This window comes from Polymorphospora sp. NPDC050346 (assembly GCF_040655695.1).
In the GTDB taxonomy this organism is placed as follows: Bacteria; Actinomycetota; Actinomycetes; order Mycobacteriales; family Micromonosporaceae; genus Polymorphospora; species Polymorphospora lycopeni.
The window spans coordinates 255505-272399 of sequence record NZ_JBFAKM010000006.1; the positions used below are offsets into that span (position 1 = coordinate 255505).

At 71.9% G+C, this 16895-nt stretch carries 12 protein-coding genes; 4 read left to right on the forward strand and 8 right to left on the reverse strand.

The genetic code is table 11. From position 1 onward, the window contains the following. Positions 1–77 precede the first annotated feature (77 nt). The gene (locus AB0I42_RS09200; protein ID WP_357535620.1) at positions 78–1715 is read right to left on the reverse strand and encodes a lytic murein transglycosylase; all 1638 of its coding nucleotides are present in this window, start codon (positions 1713–1715) and stop codon (positions 78–80) included. An 81-nt stretch (positions 1716–1796) separates the two neighbouring features. Here AB0I42_RS09200 and AB0I42_RS09205 point away from each other — a divergent pair, with 81 nt between their 5' ends. Together AB0I42_RS09205 and AB0I42_RS09210 are read left to right on the forward strand one after the other, a co-directional pair. Then, positions 1797–2018, forward strand: a complete 222-nt coding sequence (locus AB0I42_RS09205) for a zinc ribbon domain-containing protein (RefSeq protein ID WP_357535621.1) — start codon at positions 1797–1799, stop codon at positions 2016–2018. A 295-nt stretch (positions 2019–2313) separates the two neighbouring features. Then, positions 2314–5190, forward strand: a complete 2877-nt coding sequence (locus AB0I42_RS09210) for an adenylate/guanylate cyclase domain-containing protein (protein ID WP_357535623.1) — start codon at positions 2314–2316, stop codon at positions 5188–5190. A 1-nt stretch (position 5191) separates the two neighbouring features. Here the strand turns inward: AB0I42_RS09210 and AB0I42_RS09215 are convergent, their stop codons facing one another. Both AB0I42_RS09215 and AB0I42_RS09220 read right to left on the reverse strand, forming a co-directional pair. After that, positions 5192–5734 carry a phospholipase gene (locus tag AB0I42_RS09215; RefSeq protein ID WP_357535625.1) on the reverse strand — a complete coding sequence of 181 codons (543 nt, stop codon included), beginning with the start codon at positions 5732–5734 and terminating at the stop codon, positions 5192–5194. Between the two features lie 263 nt (positions 5735–5997). After that, entirely contained in the window at positions 5998–7650 is a 1653-nt protein-coding gene (locus AB0I42_RS09220) for a family 10 glycosylhydrolase (RefSeq protein ID WP_357535627.1), read from the reverse strand. Positions 7651–7887: 237 nt separating this feature from the next. Here AB0I42_RS09220 and AB0I42_RS09225 point away from each other — a divergent pair, with 237 nt between their 5' ends. Then, the gene (locus AB0I42_RS09225) at positions 7888–8883 is read left to right on the forward strand and encodes a potassium channel family protein (RefSeq protein WP_357535629.1); all 996 of its coding nucleotides are present in this window, start codon (positions 7888–7890) and stop codon (positions 8881–8883) included. An 835-nt stretch (positions 8884–9718) separates the two neighbouring features. Here AB0I42_RS09225 and AB0I42_RS09230 read toward each other — a convergent pair. From AB0I42_RS09230 to AB0I42_RS09245, 4 genes are all read right to left on the reverse strand, one after another. Continuing rightward, positions 9719–10750 (reverse strand): DUF2330 domain-containing protein, encoded by a 1032-nt coding sequence (locus tag AB0I42_RS09230; RefSeq protein ID WP_357535631.1) that lies wholly within the window; start codon positions 10748–10750, stop codon positions 9719–9721. A 64-nt stretch (positions 10751–10814) separates the two neighbouring features. Next, positions 10815–11879, reverse strand: coding sequence for a 2-oxoacid:ferredoxin oxidoreductase subunit beta (locus tag AB0I42_RS09235; protein WP_357535633.1), 1065 nt, complete (start codon positions 11877–11879; stop codon positions 10815–10817). Then, a complete protein-coding gene (locus AB0I42_RS09240) occupies positions 11872–13719 on the reverse strand; it encodes a 2-oxoacid:acceptor oxidoreductase subunit alpha (protein WP_357535635.1) in 1848 nt (615 codons plus the stop codon). Before AB0I42_RS09240 ends, AB0I42_RS09235 begins: the two co-directional genes overlap by 8 nt. A gap of 202 nt (positions 13720–13921) precedes the next feature. Further along, on the reverse strand, positions 13922–15307 hold the full coding sequence (locus tag AB0I42_RS09245; RefSeq protein WP_357535637.1) for a hypothetical protein: 1386 nt from the start codon (positions 15305–15307) through the stop codon (positions 13922–13924). A gap of 152 nt (positions 15308–15459) precedes the next feature. Here AB0I42_RS09245 and ndhC point away from each other — a divergent pair, with 152 nt between their 5' ends. Then, complete coding sequence (ndhC, locus tag AB0I42_RS09250) at positions 15460–15837, forward strand: NADH-quinone oxidoreductase subunit A (protein WP_212826131.1); 378 nt, start codon at positions 15460–15462, stop codon at positions 15835–15837. A gap of 36 nt (positions 15838–15873) precedes the next feature. On the opposite strand, the gene folP is transcribed toward ndhC, so the two are convergent. Continuing rightward, complete coding sequence (folP, locus tag AB0I42_RS09255) at positions 15874–16743, reverse strand: dihydropteroate synthase (RefSeq protein ID WP_357535639.1); 870 nt, start codon at positions 16741–16743, stop codon at positions 15874–15876. Between the last annotated feature and the right edge of the window lie 152 nt (positions 16744–16895).

Here is a 16895-nt window from a genome sequence, read left to right on the forward strand (position 1 = left end):
CACCCGTCTAGCTTGCCGCTAACCGGACCCGGACGAAAGTGCTCAGTCCCCGAATGTGTGCGGGCGGTGACGCCGGCTCAGGCGCGGCTGGCCGCCCCGTATTGGTTTGCCGCGTCGAACACGGCCTGTGCGTACTGTCGGACGTCATTGTAGGAAAGGATCGCGTTCCACCAGTCCTGCGACGTCGACAGGTTGCGCCCGTTGCTGCACAGGTAGTTGGCGGCGGCCAGGGCGGCGTCGTCGATGTCGTGCGGGTCCTTGACCCCGTCGTTGTCGGCGTCGACACCGCTGATCGCCCACGTGCTCGGGATGAACTGCATCGGTCCGACCGCCCGGTCGAGGACCGGGTCGCCGTCGAGCCGGCCGCCGTCGGTGTCGGCGATCCGCTGCCGTCCACCCTGGCCGTCGAGCGGCAGGCCGATGATCGGCGGCATCGCCTTGCCGTCCGGGCCGAGCGACGCCCCGTTGGCCCGGCCGTGGTTGGACTCCACCAGCCCGATCGCCGCCAGCGTCGTCCAGGTCAGCCGGCAGTTCGGCGTGGTGCGGCTGACGACGAGTTCGGCGTAGCCGTATGCCTGGACCGCGACCGCCGGCACCCCGATCCGTTCGCCGGTCTGCTGCGCCCAGCCGGCGAGCACGTCGGCCGGGCGGCCGGTCGGTTGGGGCAGTCCCGGCACCGCGCCCGGTGAGGTGGTCGGTGCCGTGGTGGGCAGGGTCGGCAGCAGTTCGAGGTCGGGGTCGGGCGAGACCTCACCCGGGCCCGCGACCGGCGTGGGGTCTGGCGCGATCGCCGGGACGATCACGGCGCCCGCGGTGCCGGTGGCGGCGACGACCAGCAACAGCAACAGCGCGGGCAGGGTGAGCCGGCCGCTCGGCCGGCGCGACCAGGCACCGACCGACCGGGCCGCGGACGCCGCGGCCTGCCGGGTCGGCCGGCGTACGGCGTGTGCGAACGGGACGCGTATCCGGCTGCGGCGTTTGGGTGCGACGGCGGCGACGGGTGCTGTCGGAGCGTCGCCGGCGGGTGCGGCTGCCGCGACGGGAGTCAGATCGATCTTCGTGTCGGTGTCGCCGGGCTTACCGGTGCTGGTCGGCGCGGTGGCGGCGGGTTCGACGCCGCCGGTCCCGGCGACCGGGGTGGGTTCGACCGCGCCGGTCCCGGCGGCCGGGGCGGGATCAGCGGCGCCGGCCCCGGCGGCCGGGGAGGGATCAGTGGCCGGGGTGGGATCGGGGGTGCCGGTCCCCTCGGCCGGGGTGGAACCGGCGGCGGTCGCGGCGGGCGGGGTCGCCGTGTCGACGGCGGCCGGGGTGCCGGCCGGCTCCGGTCCGCCGGTGGCGGGGCTGCCGGCCGGTGCGGGGACGGCGGTGGCCGACGCGCCACCCGCGGCCGGTCGGTCGGTGTCGTCCTTGCCGTCCGTAACCGGTGCCGGGTCGGCACTCTCGGCGGTCGCCGGCCGGTCGGTCGTGGCCGGGTCGCCCGCCGGTGGTTCAGCCTGCGCGGCCGGTGCGTCCGGCCCGGTCGTCGGGTTCGGCGACCGCGGCGCCTCGGCCACCGGAGTGGTATCGGAGGTGGTCGATTCGGTTGCCGGCTTTCCCGGCTGGGCGGGCACCGGTGGTGGCGGTGCGTCGTCGGGCGCGGCGCCCGAACTGGCCAGCGGTCCGGCCGCCGCCAACTCGGCGGATGCCGGTACGGCCGGACGTAGTCGTCGTGCCACCGGTGTTTCCTCCCCGCCTGTCACGCTGTCGAGTATTACCCATCGCGCGCAACTCGTCAGGTCCAGCCGTACCCTGGCGGCATGCCCCGGTACGAGTTCCGTTGCCGCGCGTGCGGCAGCACCTTCGAGGTCAACCGCCCGATGGCCGAGTCTTCCTCGGCCGCGACCTGCCCGCAGGGTCACGACGACACGGTGAAGCTGCTTTCCACCGTCGCGTTCACCGGCCGGGGTGGCACAACCGCTGGCAGCGGCCCGGTTCCTGCCGGTGGGGGCGGTTGCTGCGGCGGCGGCTGCGGTTGTTGACGTACGACCGATACCCGGCTTTTGCTGGTATTTGAGGCTGTTTCTGGGCAGATCCCGCTCGGGCCGATCATCCGTAAGGCTCCGAGATCTGACCTGTCGTGCCACAACCGGGGCCACCCGTTGTCGTTACGCCACCCGTAGCATCGCCCCCGTACGCCGCACGTCGAACACCGGTCGATGACATCGTCCCAGGCCCTGGCGTCTGGGATGGAGTCGTGCTGTCCTTTTCTACGATGCGCGGACCGTGGGGCGTACGGAAGCATGAAGCCGACTTCCATGGGGGCGGAGGTTCACCGTGTCGGCACGGAATCACCTGCCGAGTGGCCTGGTGACTTTCATGTTCACCGACATCGAGGGCTCGACGAGGTTGGCCCAGATGCTCGGTCCGGGCTACCGCCCGGTGCTCAGCGAGCACCGGCGGCTGCTGCGGTCCATCCTGTCCGCCAGCGAGGGCATCGAACTCTTCACGGAGGGTGACTCCTTCTTCGTCGCGTTCGCCGACGCGGCCGCCGCCCTCGACGCCTGCCTCGGCGCCCAGCGGGCGCTCGCCAGCCACGACTGGCCGAGTCCCGAGTCGGCACCCCGGGTCCGGATGGGACTGCACACCGGACACGCGGTGCCACTGTCCGGTGAGTACGCCAGCCCCGAGGTGCACCGCGCCGCCCGGATCGCCGCCGCCGCCCACGGCGGCCAGGTGCTCTGCTCGGGCGCGACCGCCCAGCACGCCGCGCCGCTGCCGGTCGGGGTCTCCCTGCTCGACCTGGGCCTGCACCGGCTGCGCGGCTTCGACGACCGGGAGCGGCTGTTCCAGCTCGTGGCGCCCGGGCTCGAACGGCAGTTCCCGCGCCCGCGCACCGCCGACGCCGTACCGCACAACCTGCCCACCCAGATCACCTCGTTCGTCGGGCGGCAGGCCGAACGCGCCGAACTGCACGAACTCGTCGCCGAACAGCGGCTCGTCACGGTGGTGGGCGCCGGTGGCGCCGGCAAGACCCGGCTCGCCGTCGAACTGGCCGGCGGTGTCGTGGAGTCGTACCCGGACGGGGTCTGGTTCGTCGACCTCGCCCCGGTGACCGATCCCGGCCTGGTCGCCTTCGCCATCGCCGCGGTCCTCGGGCTGCGGCCCGAGCCCGGCCGGCCGATGGTCGACACGCTGGTCGAATACGCCGCCGCGCGCCGGATGCTGCTGCTGCTCGACACCTGTGACGCCCAGCCGGCGGCGACCGCCGAGGTCATCTCGCGGCTGCTCACCGGTGGTGGCGGCGTCCGGGTGCTCGCCACCAGCCGGGAACCCTGTGGCCTGCCCGGCGAGGTGGTCTGGCGGATACCGCCGCTGTCCGCCGACCCGGGGCCGGACGGCGGCCCGAGCGAGGCGGTCGCGCTGCTGCTCGCCCGGACGGTGGCGGCGCGCGGCGGCCGGCGGGCCGGCGTGGTCGAGACCGACGACCTGCGGCGGGTGGTCAGCCGGCTGGACGGGCTGCCGCTCGCCATCGAACTGGCCGCGGCCCGGCTGCGGGTGCTGTCCGCCAGTCAGCTCGCCGAGCGCCTCGACGACGTGCTCGGCACCCTCGACGCCGGCCGCGACGAGCCGGTCGGCGCCGCCTCGACCGACGGCCGGTTCGTCGCCAGCCAGGTCGACACCATCGACCTCGGCGGTGCCGGTGCGGTGGCGCCGGCCGTCCACGGCCGTACGGCCACCCAACGGCACGTCACCATGCAGGCCACGGTCACCTGGTCGTACCGGACGCTGGGGCCTCGGGCGGCCCGGCTGCTGCGCTGGCTCGCGGTCTTCTCCGGGCCGGTCGACCTGACGACGGTGGAGTGGCTGTTCGACGACGACGCCCTGGACCCGCTGGCGGTGCTGGTCGACAAGTCGATGCTCCAGGTCGAGCCGCACGCGGCGGGCAGCACCTACCGGATGCTCGACCCGATCCGGGCGTACGCGGCCCGCCGGCTGGTCGACGCGGGCGAGGAGCGGGCCGCCCGGGACCGGCACGTGGCGTGGTCGCTGCACGCGTTGCAGCGCGCCCACCTGGGGTCGGACGGCCGTCCGGTGACGCTGTCGCTCTACAGTCTCGACCCGCTCGCCGACGAGTTGCGCGCCGCGTTGCGCTGGACGGCGACCGGGGGCAGCGCCCGGCTGGGGCTCCAGATCGCCAGCGGCCTCGACCAGTGGTGGCGCGAACGTGGGCTGGCCCGCGAGGGCCGGCTGTGGCTTTTCCGGCTCTACGGACGGATCGCCGAGACGGGCGAGCGGATTCCGGAGGCGGAGCTGGCGGCGGCCTACCACATGCACTCGCTGCACGCCGGCGCCGACGGCGAGTTCGCCGAGGAACTGCGCTTCTCGCAGCAGGCCGAGGCGGCGGCGCGGCAGGCCGGCGACGCGGCGTTGCTGGCCCGGGTGCTTTCCGGGCGGGCCGCCCCGCTGGTCGACATGGGTCGGCTGGCCGAGGCCGAGCAGATCTGCCGCGAGCTGCTCGACTGGGCCGGCCGGGAGGGCGTGACCGGGGAAACCCTATTCGCCGTCTACGGCCTCGCCGAGCTGCTCTGGCAGCGGGGGGCGCTGGACGAGGCGGCGGAGCTGCTGGGCGCGGCCCGCCCGGTCGAGGCGTCCCGACCGGTGGAGCGGGGCCGGCGTACGGTCGACATGCTGCTCGGCATGGTGGCGCTGGCCCGGGGTGACCTGGTCGCCGCGCACGACCACCTGGTGGTGGCGTTGCGGTCGCGGATGCTGCACGGTTTCCACCGGCGGACCTGCGACGCGCTCAACGCGATGGCGGTCCGGTGTGCGCTGGGCGGCGATCCGTCGACCGCCGCACTGTTGTTCGGTGCCGCCCAGGCCAACCGGTCGGTGCTGCGTACGACGGCGGGCATGTTCGGCGGCTACTGGGCGCAGCAGCAGGCCGACCTGCGAACCGTGATCGGTGACGGGGAGTTCGACCGGGCCTACGCGCAGGGGGCGAAGCTGTCCCTGGATGAGGCGGTCGAGCTGGCACTCGGGATCGAGCATCCGGATCTCGCCGCCGGATCGAGCCGGTTCGCGGCCGGCGCGGGGCAGTTTCCGGGACTGCCGCCGCGGTTGCCGGCCGAACCGGCGCCGCACCGGTCGGGAGCCTTCGGGTACGTCTCCGACGTGTCCCGTGAGGTCCTCGACCGGCGCGAACTGCCGTGAATCAGCGGGCGTCGGCCTGGGCCATCCGCTTCTCGCCGGCGGCCTTGAGGCTGGCCGCCTTGTCCAGGTCGGCCTGGCTCAGGACGACCTTCCCGAAGGTCCGGACCGCCTGGTAGTAGGTCCAGGCCAGGCTGGTGCAGGCCGGCCGCACGAACGAGTTGTACGTCGCGCAGACCCGCTTGAGGTCCTCGTAGAAGGCGCTGTCCAGGCGGGCCTTGTGGGTGGAGAACTGGCCGACCGCCTTGTAGTTGCGGTAGCCGAAGTCGTGCCGGTAGCACGACAGGTTGAACGTGAAGCCGAGCGGGTTGTCCGGGCTCGACGAGCAGTAGTCGGTCGTCCAGTTGAAGTTGTACGCGGCCCAGGCGCCCTGGTTCAGCCGGGCGGAGTTCCACGAGTTGTAGCTGCTGGCGCTGGTCTGGGTGAAGCTCGACAGGACGGAGAGCTTCTGGGCCTGGGTGACGGCGGCGGCCGGGGTGGACATGCCGATGGTCGTCAGGACGGCAAGGGTGGTGCCGGCGAGAATCGTCAGAAGCCGACGTCGCATTGCGTACCTCCGGGGGGAACGGGGGAGCCCGTCGTTCGGGCGGGGCGGTCAGCCCTGGTGACCGGTGGGTAACCAGGGGGTCACCAGTCTCGGGGGATAGGCTGGCGCCGATGTATAGGCGAAGTAGATCTTTTGCGTCTTCCGGGTAAACGGACAGATGCCCCGGAATCAATGTGATCCCGGGGCATCCGGTCCGGCGATGTGTCCGATTTGCCTAGTCAGATCGGCGGTCTGCCTGGTCTGGCGGGCAGCGGTCGGTCAGGTCAGCGGACGACGAACCGCGGCGGGCTCGGGATGCTCTCGTTGTAGAGTCGGTCGAGCGTGCTCACGTAGTACGTGTAGCGCTGGCCCGGCACCGCCGTCGGGTCGACGTAGGACTGGGTGCCGGAACCGGTGGCCCGCAGCGTGGCGACCAGGTTCGAGGCGTCGGCGAAGTCGCAGGCGGTCGGCAGGCCGAGGCCGTCGAAGCGGTACACGGCGTACGACGTGGCCTTGCCGAACGGGCCGACCCCGTCGGCCGGCTGCCGCCAGCTCAGCTTGACCCCGTCGGCCTGCCGGGTCGCCCCGGTCACCACCGGGAACATCAGCGGGCGGCTCGGCAGGTGGTCCATCGTCGGCACCAGCGCCGGCCGCGAGTAGTGCTCGGCCGCGTAGATGTCGGCCGAACCGAGCCGGTTGGCCCGTACCTGCACCGCGCTGAAGTGGATGTTGCCGGCCACGTTCGGGTAGTCGCGGTTGAAGGTCAGGTGCTTCGACATCTCCCGCGGGTCCTGCCACGCCGCCGGCTGGGCCGGGTCGGCGATCTTGTAGTCGGCCTGACCGATGTAGAGCTGCACGTCGGTGCCGTCGACGACGTCCGACCACCACGGCACCAGCTTGGCGTAGTCGGCGACCGCAAGGCCGATGTTCCAGTAGACCTGCGGCACGATGTAGTCGATCCACTCCTCCTTGACCCACTTGCGGGTGTCGGCGAAGTTGGCGTCGTACGACTGCGAGCCGCTGGTCTCCGAGCCGAGCGGGTCGGCCGCCTTGTTGCGCCAGATGCCGAACGGGCTCACGCCGTACTTCACCCAGGGCTTGGCGTCCTTGATCTTTTCGCCCATCTCCTTGATCAGGAGGTCGATGTTGTTCCGGCGCCAGTCGGCCTTGTTCGCGAACCCGTCGCCGTACTCCTCGAACGTCGCCGCGTCGCCGAAGTCCTGGCCGGCGGCCGGGTAGGGGTAGAAGTAGTCGTCGAAGTGCACGCCGTCGATGTCGTACCGCAGCACCGCGTCCATCATCGCGGTCTGGACGAACTCGCGGACCTCCGGGATGCCCGGGTTGTAGTAGAGCCGCGACCCGGCCGCGTTGACCGGGTAGGCCACCGCCCAGTCCGGGTTCTGGCGGGCCGGGTGGCCCGCCGCCAGCTTGTTCAGGTCCGCGCCCGCCCCGTCCGGCATCGAGATCCGGTACGGGTTGAACCAGGCGTGGAACTCCAGGTTGCGCTTGTGCGATTCGGCGACCAGGTAGGCCAGCGGGTCCCAGCCCGGATCCTGGCCACGGGTGCCGGTCAGGAACTCCGACCAGGGCTCGTGCGGCGACGGCCAGAACGCGTCGGCGGTCGGGCGGACCTGCACGATCACGGCGTTGTGGTTGAGCCGCTCGGCGAGGTCCAGCCAGCCCTGGAACTCCGCCTTCTGCGTGGCGATCCGGTCCGGGGCGGTGTACGAAGCCTTGGTCGGCCAGTCGATATTGACCACGGACGCGATCCACATGGCTCGGAACTGGCGTTTCGGGGTTGCCGGATCGGTCTCGCAGGCGGCGTTCGAGGGGGTGTGGGTCACGACCGGCGCGGCGCTCGCTGGGGTGGCGGCGACCGCGAGCGAGCCGAGCAGCGCCACGGCCAGCCCGGCGGCTCTGAGTCGATGTGCCTTCATGCGGTGCGTCCCTTCGTTGGGGCTCCCGTGTCCTGTGTGGGCGCGGTGACCGCGGACGGGGACGGGCCGGGCGGTTCCGGCAACATCCGTCGCTAGCGATGCATCGCTAGAAGGAAATTTTCACAAGTGCCCGGCGAGCGCAAGACCCGACTCGGCCCGGCCTTCCGCCACCGGGCCACCCGCCCCCCGCTATGTTGTGGACGTGCACGCCGACGAAAGGGCGGGGCGAGACCAGCAGTGATCCACTTTCCCGCCATCAACAAAGGCCCGCTGCGCGCCCTCAGCCTGCGGCTCGCCGCCGCGATCGGCCTCGTCCTGGCCATCGTCGCCGTCGTGTACTTCGACCGCGACGGCTACCGCGACGTCAACGAGGACGAACTCAACCTCATCGACTGCTTCTACTACGCCGTGGTCACCCTCTCCACCACCGGGTACGGCGACATCACCCCGATCACCGACACCGCCCGCCTGGTCAACGTCCTGGTGATCACGCCCGCCCGGGTGCTCTTCCTGATCATCCTGGTCGGCACGACCCTCGAGGTCCTGACCGAGCAGTACCGCACCAACCTGCGCCTCACCCGGTGGAGGAAACGAGTGAAAGACCACGTCATCATCTGCGGCTACGGCACCAAGGGGCGCAGCGCCATCAGTGCCCTGCTCGAGAACGGCGTCGACAAGCAGCGCATCGTCGTCGTCGAGCGCAACGCCACCGGCGTACGGCAGGCCACCGCCGCCGGCCTCGTCGCCATCGAAGGCTCCGCCACCCGCTCGTCCACCCTCAACGAGGCACACGTCAAGCACGCCAAGGCCGTCATCATCGCCACCAACAGCGACGACGCCGCCGTACTCGTCGCCCTGACCGTCCGGCAACTCACCGCCGGCCAGGTACGGATCATCGCCGCCGTACGGGAAGCCGAGAACGCGCCCCTGCTCAAACAGAGCGGCGCCCACCACGTCATCGTCTCCTCGGCAACCGCCGGTCGCCTGCTCGGCCTGTCGACGTCCGCCCCGCCGCTCATCGACGTCGTCGAAGACCTGCTCACCCCCGGCCAGGGCATGGCACTGGCCATGCGTTCGGCCGAACGCGCCGAGGTCGGCTCCTCCCCCCGCGACCTCGACACCCTCGTCATCGCCCTCGTACGGCGTGGCAAGGTCGTGTCGCTGGCCGAACCCGGCGCCACCGCCATCGAAACCGGCGACCTCCTGGTGTACGTCCGCGACGACCGGAGCTGATCGGCCCCGCCTCTGGTTCTTTGGCCTCGCCTCTGATTCTTTGGCCTCGCCTCCGGCTCGGCGGCTCGCTCCGCTTCGCGCCGCCCTATGCACCGTCTTCGCCCTGCGGGCCGCGACCGCTTCGCGGCGTGGTCCTCGGGCTCCAGACGGTGCGGCGGCGCTCGGTCGACTCGCGACTTGGGCCACGGTCAAAGCGGTCCGCCGATTGCTTCGCCGATCTGTGTCTGGTTGGGAAGGGGTTGCGGGTCAAGGGGCTGTCCGAGTCTGGTGGCCGGGCAGTCGCGCCCAAGCCGACCCGACAGCCCGGCTGGCTGGCGAGGTGAGCGCGGGCGGGGTTATTCCGGCCGGATAACCCCTCCCACGCTCAGTTCGTCCTGCGGGATATCCGTCCAGCGGGGCGATATGTGCTGAAAGTCCACCCTGGGCCGGGAGTGGGTCGTGGAGTCACGTAGTTGATCTGGGCGGGAGGAACCTTATCGAGCGTGGATAAGGTTCCTCCCGCCCAGATCAACGAGGGTGATCACTAACGACGCTTCCGGCACCGGGCGGCTCCCGGCATCAGGCGCTCCCGGCCGCCGCCGTTCGGCGGGATCTGCGAAGCGTCCGGCTGCCCGTCGGCCGTGCCGACCACCAACCGCACCTGGCCGGCGAAGCAATCGGCGGACCGCTTTGACCGTGACCAGGGTCGCGAGTCGACCGAGCGCCGCCGCACCGTCTGGAGCCCGAGGACATGCGGCGAAGCCGTCATGCCCGCAGGGTGAAGACGGTGCATTCAGGCGGCGCGAAGCGGAGCGAGCCAGCCCCGCCGGAGGCGGGGCCAGCAAACTCAGCAAACTCAGCGGCGGCGCATCAGGACGGTGGTGACGGTGCCGGCCACGATCAAGGTGAGCAGGACGCCCAGGATGATCAGAAACGGGCCGGCGGGTAGGCCGGCGAGGTAGACGGGCTCGGTGCGGTAGACGACGTCGCGGTGGTCGTCGTCCGTCCCGGCGGCCACGAATCGGTAGTCGTCCGTGATCGACTCGGGGGACTCGATGCGCTGGTCGAAGCGGGTCAGGAACCTGCGGCCGTCGACCAGGCCGGCGAGTGTGGTGCCGGCGACGGCTTCGGGGCCGATCCAGCCGGCGAACCGTACGTGCGAGTCGGTGGGCCCGACCGGACCGGCGCTGCGGACCCGATGGTCGGTCAGCACGTAGAGCCGGACGCTCTGCGCGTCGCGGGCGAGGGCGGTCAGCCGCATCGGGTAGACGATCTCGGTGCTGGCGAAGCTGACCCGTAGCGGGGGCAGTTGCCGGCTGAGCCGTTCCCGGTCGTCGGGGGCGGTCAGTTTCACCGCCACGTAGCGCCAGCCGGCCGCCGCGTACGGGGCGAAGCCGCTGGCGAGCGCCGGATCGAGGCGGTAGCCGTGCCCGTTCAGCCAGTTGGCGAGGGCGTCGCCGTCGGTGGCGGCCAGGGTGGTGACGTCGTACGGGCCGATGGTGATCTGGTCGAGCACGGTGGCGCCGTCGCCGGGCGCGCTGCCGGCGGTGGCGCCGCCCCGGCCCCAGGGCGGGAACCAGTCGCGGACCACGACGGTGCGTGGCCGGGTGAGGACGGCCAGGTCGGCGAAGAGGTCCTCGGGGCCGAGTTCGAAGGACGGGTCGGCCGGTACGGGCAGGATCCAGGCCGCGTCCCGGGGCTCGTCGGTCATGGTGAGCCCCATGACGATCTCTTCGGTCCGGCCGTCGTGCCGGATGAGGGCGGTTTCCTCGTTGACCCGTACGCCCTCCTGGGTGACGACGGCTCCGCAGGCGCACGCGGCGGCTGGCGGGACGACGAGGAGGAGGCCGGTCAGCGCGAGGATGGTCAGCAGGGCGAGTCGACGCACGACGTCACGCTGCCACAGCGGGGCAACCGCCGTCGATCGGCGGTCGCCCCCGTCGTCGCGCGGGTTACAGGATGGTCCAGGTGTCGCCGCTGCCCAGCAGGCCGGCGAGCTGCTCCTCCGGGGTGCCGCTGGCGCCGGACACGGCGGTCGCCAGTTGCTCCTGCACGACGCTGTCGTAGGACGGCCGGTCGACGTTGCGGAACACGCCGATCGGGGTGTTCCGCAGGGCGAAGCCGGGCAGCCGGGACAGTGCGAAGGCGTACGCCGGCTCGGCCACCGTCGCGTCGTGCACCACGATGTCCTCGGCCGGGGTGGAGGCGGTGTCGCGGACCTCCAGACCGAACGCGCCGGGCGGGTGTACGACGCAGAACTGGCCCTCGCGACCGAAGGTGATCGGTTGCCCGTGCTCGAGCCGGATCAGGTAGTCGTCGCGGGTCTCCGGCTCCTTGAGCTGGTCGAACGCGCCGTCGTTGAAGATGTTGCAGTTCTGGTAGATCTCGACGAACGCCGAGCCCTGGTGTTCGGCCGCCGCCCGCAGCACCGACTGCAGGTGCTTGCGGTCGGAGTCGATGGTGCGGGCCACGAACGACGCCTCGGCGCCCAGCGCCAGCGAGAGCGGGTTGAACGGGGCGTCGGCCGAACCGACCGGCGTCGACTTGGTGATCTTGCCGACCTCGGAGGTGGGCGAGTACTGCCCCTTGGTCAGCCCGTAGATCCGGTTGTTGAACAGCAGGATCTTCAGGTTGACGTTGCGGCGCAGCGCGTGGATCAGGTGGTTGCCGCCGATCGACAGGGCGTCACCGTCACCGGTCACCACCCACACCGAAAGGTCCGGCCGCGACACCGACAGGCCGGTGGCGATCGCCGGCGCCCGCCCGTGGATCGAGTGCATGCCGTACGTGTTCATGTAGTACGGGAAACGCGACGAGCAGCCGATGCCGGAGACGAAGACGGTCCGTTCCCGCGGGATGTTCAGCTCCGGCATGAAGGACTGCACCGCCGCGAGGATGGCGTAGTCACCGCAGCCGGGGCACCAGCGCACCTCCTGGTCGGACTTGAAGTCCTTGGCGGTGAGCTTGAGGGCGACCGGCGTTGCCGCGCCGCCACCGGTGGTGTTGGCCTCAGGCATTCTTGACTACCTCTTCCAGCATGATCTCCAGCTCGGCGGCGGTGAACGGCAGGCCGCGGACCTGGTTGTAGCCGATGGCGTCGACCAGGAAGCGGGCCCGGATCACGTGCGCGAGCTGGCCCAGGTTCATCTCCGGGATGACGACGCGGTCGTAGGAGCGCAGCACCTCGCCGACGTTGGCCGGCATCGGCGCCAGGTGCCGCAGGTGCGCCTGGGCGATCGAGAGCCCGTGCTGGCGCAGCCGCCGGCAGGCGGCCCCGATCGGCCCGTAGGTCGAGCCCCAGCCGAGCACGAGGACCCGCGCGTCGCCGTCCGGGTCCTCGACCTCCAGGTCCGGCACCGGGATCGACTCGATCCGCGCCGCCCGGGTGCGGACCATGAAGTCGTGGTTGGCGGGGTCGTACGAGATGTCGCCGGTCTTGTCGGCCTTCTCCAGCCCGCCGATGCGGTGCTCGAGTCCGGGCGTACCCGGGATGGCCCACGGCCGGGCGAGCGTCTCCGGGTCGCGCAGGTAGGGCAGGAAGGTCTTGCCGTCCTCGCCGTTGGGCGAGGTGGCGAACTCGACCCGCAGGTCGGGCAGCGAGTCGACCTCCGGCAACAGCCACGGCTCGGAGCCGTTGGCGACGTAGTTGTCGGAGAGCAGGATGACCGGGGTGCGGTAGGTCAGCGCGATCCGGGCCGCCTCGATCGCCGCGTGGAAGCAGTCGGACGGCGACCGCGGCGCGATCACCGCCACCGGAGCCTCGCCGTGCCGGCCGAACAACGCCATGTTGAGGTCGGCCTGCTCGGTCTTGGTCGGCATGCCGGTGGACGGGCCGGCCCGCTGCACGTCGACGATGACCAGCGGCAGCTCCAGCGCCACGGCCAGCGAGATCGTCTCGCCCTTCAGCGCCACACCGGGGCCGGACGTGGTCGTCACCCCGAGCGCACCGCCGTACGAGGCGCCGAGCGCGGCACCGATGGCGGCGATCTCGTCCTCGGCCTGCATGGTCGTGATGCCGAACCGCTTGTGCTTGCTCAGCTCGTGCAGGATGTCCGACGCCGGGGTGATCGGGTAGGCGCCGAGGAAGACCGGCAGCTTGGCGCGTACGCCGGCGGCGACCAGGCCGAGCGACAGGGCCGCGTTGCCGGTGATGTTGCGGTAGGTGCCCGGCTTCATCTGGGCCGGCTTGACCTCGTAGCGGACGCCGAAGTCCTCGGTCGTCTCGCCGAAGTTCCAGCCGGCCTTGAAGGCGGCGACGTTCGCGGCGACCAGTTCGGGCCGCTTCGCGAACTTGCGCTCGAGGAACCGCAGCGTCGACTCGTACGGGCGCGAGTACATCCACGAGAGCAGGCCGAGGGCGAACATGTTCTTGGCCCGCTCGGCGTCTTTCTTGGAGATCTCGTGCTCGGCGAGCGCGCCGACGGTCATCGAGGTCAGCGCGACCGGGTGCAGGGTGTAGCCGTCGAGGGTCCCGTCGTCGAGCGGGCTCACCTGGTAGCCGACCTTGGCGAGGTTGCGCTTGGTGAACTCGTCGGTGTTGACGATGATGTCGGCACCGCGCGGCAGGTCGACCAGGTTGGCCTTGAGCGCGGCCGGGTTCATCGCGACCAGGACGTTCGGCGCGTCGCCCGGGGTCAGGATGTCGTAGTCGGCGAAGTGCACCTGGAAGCTCGACACGCCGGGCAGGGTGCCGGCGGGGGCCCGGATCTCGGCCGGGAAGTTGGGCAGCGTGGAGATGTCGTTGCCCAGTTGCGCCGTCTCCGAGGTGAACCGGTCACCGGTTAGCTGCATGCCGTCGCCGGAGTCGCCAGCGAAACGGATGACCACCCGATCCAGTTGGCGGACCTGTTTGGTCACGAAGCTGACCTCCTTGCAAGCCGACGGCCGCGGGCCGCCCCCGGAATGGCCGACCCGCAGTCTTGTTCACCGCAAAGCGTACGTCGGATCGCCCGTCCAACCCCGCCCCGGGTCCAACGTGTGACACAGCCCTACTTCGCCGGCGGCGGATACCCACCCAGCGGCCGGCTACACGTACGGCCCATCGAAACGCCCTGATCGCTCAGTCGGCGGCGGCGACCGGTGTCGATGCGCCCGTCCGGTCCTCGGGCCGCAGCCGGCGGCGCAGCGAGGTGGTCGCCAGGGCCAGGGCCAGCACCACCAGCAGGGAAGACACCGTGATCAGCGCGATCGCCGTCTTCCCCACCCTGGTCAGCGGGCCGGATCTCGGCGGCGCTCCCGGCGGCGGCAGGACGCCCTGCGAACCGGTCGGTCCGGCGCCGTCGAGGACCGGCGGGGTGGCGGTCGCCGCCGCGGCGACGATCCGGAAACTCATCTGCATCCGCCGGGTCGGGCCGTACGCCGCGTCGATGATGCCGATCACGGCCCCGGACAGTGGCGCGGTCCGCTGGGCGTCCGGGGTGGCGGCGACCGGCAGGCGTAGCGACCCGACCCCGCCGGCCGGGACGGTCCCGAGCGCGCACCGGGTACGGGCGGCGTCGACCGCGCTGCAGTTGGCCGGTGGTGCCGGTACGGTCACGCCCGCTGGCAGGATCACCTCCACCGTGCCGGTCGAGTCCGTGTCGCCGGTGTTGCCCAGCCGTACGTCGAGCGTGCTGGACTGCCCGCTGATGTCGAAGCTGACCTCGTCGGCGTCGAGGGACACCCCGACGGCCGGCGGGCCGGGTGGGAAGAGGACGGCGAAGCCCTCGTCGTCGGAGACGGCGGGCAGATCCGGGTTTCCGGGGGCGGTCGCGGTCACCCGGACCGATCCGCTGAGCGGCATGTGCCGCCAGGCGTCCGGGGCGATCCGGAGCCGGATGAGTGTCGTCCAGTGCGCGCCGGGGTCGGCCGTCCACGCGCCGCAGGCGTGGCCGTCGCCGGCCGGTGCGCACCCGGCGGTGCCGGCGTCGGACACCCCTGCCGGCAGCCGGTAGCCCAGTCGCATCACCTGCCGGGTCCCACCGGTGTTGGCCACCGTCACCCGCAGGTCGGCGACGGCGCCTCCGCCCGTCCAGTAGGCGGCGGTCAGCGGTAGGTCGCCGGTCGAGACGTGGACGCCGAGCCGGGGCCGGCCGGGCAGGTCGGGGCCGGGCGGTGCGGTCTTCGGCGTTCCGGCCGGGGGCATGGTGGCCGGGGCCTCGGTCGGCGGCGCCCCGGTCGGTGACGCCGGGGTTTCGGCCGCCGGCGTGGTGGGCGTCGGCTCCGGTACGGGTGACGCGGACTCGGTGGCGGCGGGTGCCGAAGGGGTGGGTTCCGGCTGCGGTGTCTGGTTCTCGTCCGGCTCGGTCGCGGCGCGGGCGGCAAGCACTCGGGCGGCACCCGCGTGGTCGTCGACCGCGGGGTCGGCGGCCCCGGCCGGGACCGGACCGGTCACGAGCGCGAGCAGGGCGACGAGCCCCGCGGCGCCGGCCCGGGCGAGTACGGGCCCTGCCGTGACGCGTGACATCGAACCTCCGGGGCGGTGGGCTGCCAGGATCGGCGATGCTTGCACTTGTGCACTAGTCCCCGCGCGAAACAAGTCCGTAACAGCGAATCGTGCCGCAGGTGGGCGGCGATCGTTGTCGTTGATCGGTCACCGTCGCCGGTAGGCTGCCGGCCATGAGCGGATACCTGGGGTCGTACGCGACGCTCGGGCTCCTGTTGCTCGCCAGCGTCGTCGTGTTCGTCGGCGCCTTCTCGGCGAACCGGCTGCTGCGTCCGGCGCGGCCCGCGGAGCCGCCCGGCAAGCGGGAGACGTACGAGTGCGGGCTCGACCCGGTCGGCGGCGACTGGGCACAGGTGCAGATCCGCTACTACGTCTACGCCTACCTCTACGTGCTGTTCGCCGTCGAGGCGGTGTTCCTCTTCCCGTGGGCGGTGGTCTTCGACCGTCCGGGCTTCGGGCTCGTCACCGTCGCCGAGATGGCGATCTTCGTGGCCGTCCTCGCCCTGGGCATTCTCTACGCCTGGCGCAAGAACATCCTCCGCTGGACCTGATTCTCTTATCGGGCAAGGCGGACAGGGAGTGCTCGCTCAGGCGAGCGCCCGCCGCGACACCGCCGGTGGCCGGTCACCACGGATCGACGCGACCATGTCCAGCACCCGCCGGGTCTCGCGTACCTGGTGGGCCCGGAAGACCCGGGCACCCAACCAGGCCGACACCGCCGTCGCCGCCAACGTCCCCTCCAGCCGCTGATCCACCGGCAGGTCCAGGGTCTCCCCGACGAAGTCCTTGTTGGAAAGTGCGACGAGCAGCGGCCACCCGGTCGCGGCCAGCTCCGCCAGCCGTCGGGTGATCTCCAGCGAGTGCCGGGTGTTCTTGCCGAAGTCGTGCGCCGGGTCGATGAGGATGCCGTCCCGACGTACCCCGAGGTCGGCGGCCCGGTCGGCGAGCCGGGTGACGGTCGAGACGACGTCGGCCACGACGTCGTCGAAGGCCGCCCGGTGCGGCCGGGTCCTGGGGCGCAGCCCGCCTGCGTGCGAGCAGACCAGCCCGGCACCGGTTCGGGCGGCCACCTCGGCCAGCTCCGGGTCGGCCCCCGACCAGGTGTCGTTGAGCAGGTCGGCGCCGGCCGCGACGGCCTCCACCGCCACCGCCGCCCGCCAGGTGTCGATCGAGATCACCACGTCCGGGAAGGCGGCCCGTACGGCGGCGATCGTGGCGACCGTACGGCGGATCTCCTCGGCGACGTCCACCTGCTCGCCGGGGCCGGCCTTCACCCCGCCGATGTCGATGATGTCGGCGCCGTCGGCGACGGCCGTCTCGACGGCCCGCAGCGCCGCGTCCGCCGCGAACGTCGCGCCCCGGTCGAAGAACGAGTCCGGCGTACGGTTCACGATCGCCATGACGGCGAGCTGCCCGGGCCCGAACGTGCGTGCGCCGAGCCGTAGCGTTCCCGGCATCCGGTCCTCCTTGATCACCGTCGGCTGGCCGTCCCCGACGCTAGACGACGCTGACCGTGCCGGGGCATCCGACCGCCCCCCCGGCGCCTCCTTGATCGACAACCATGAAGGCTTGTCCGGCCCGCCCCGGCACGCTCGGCTTTCGCCGGTCC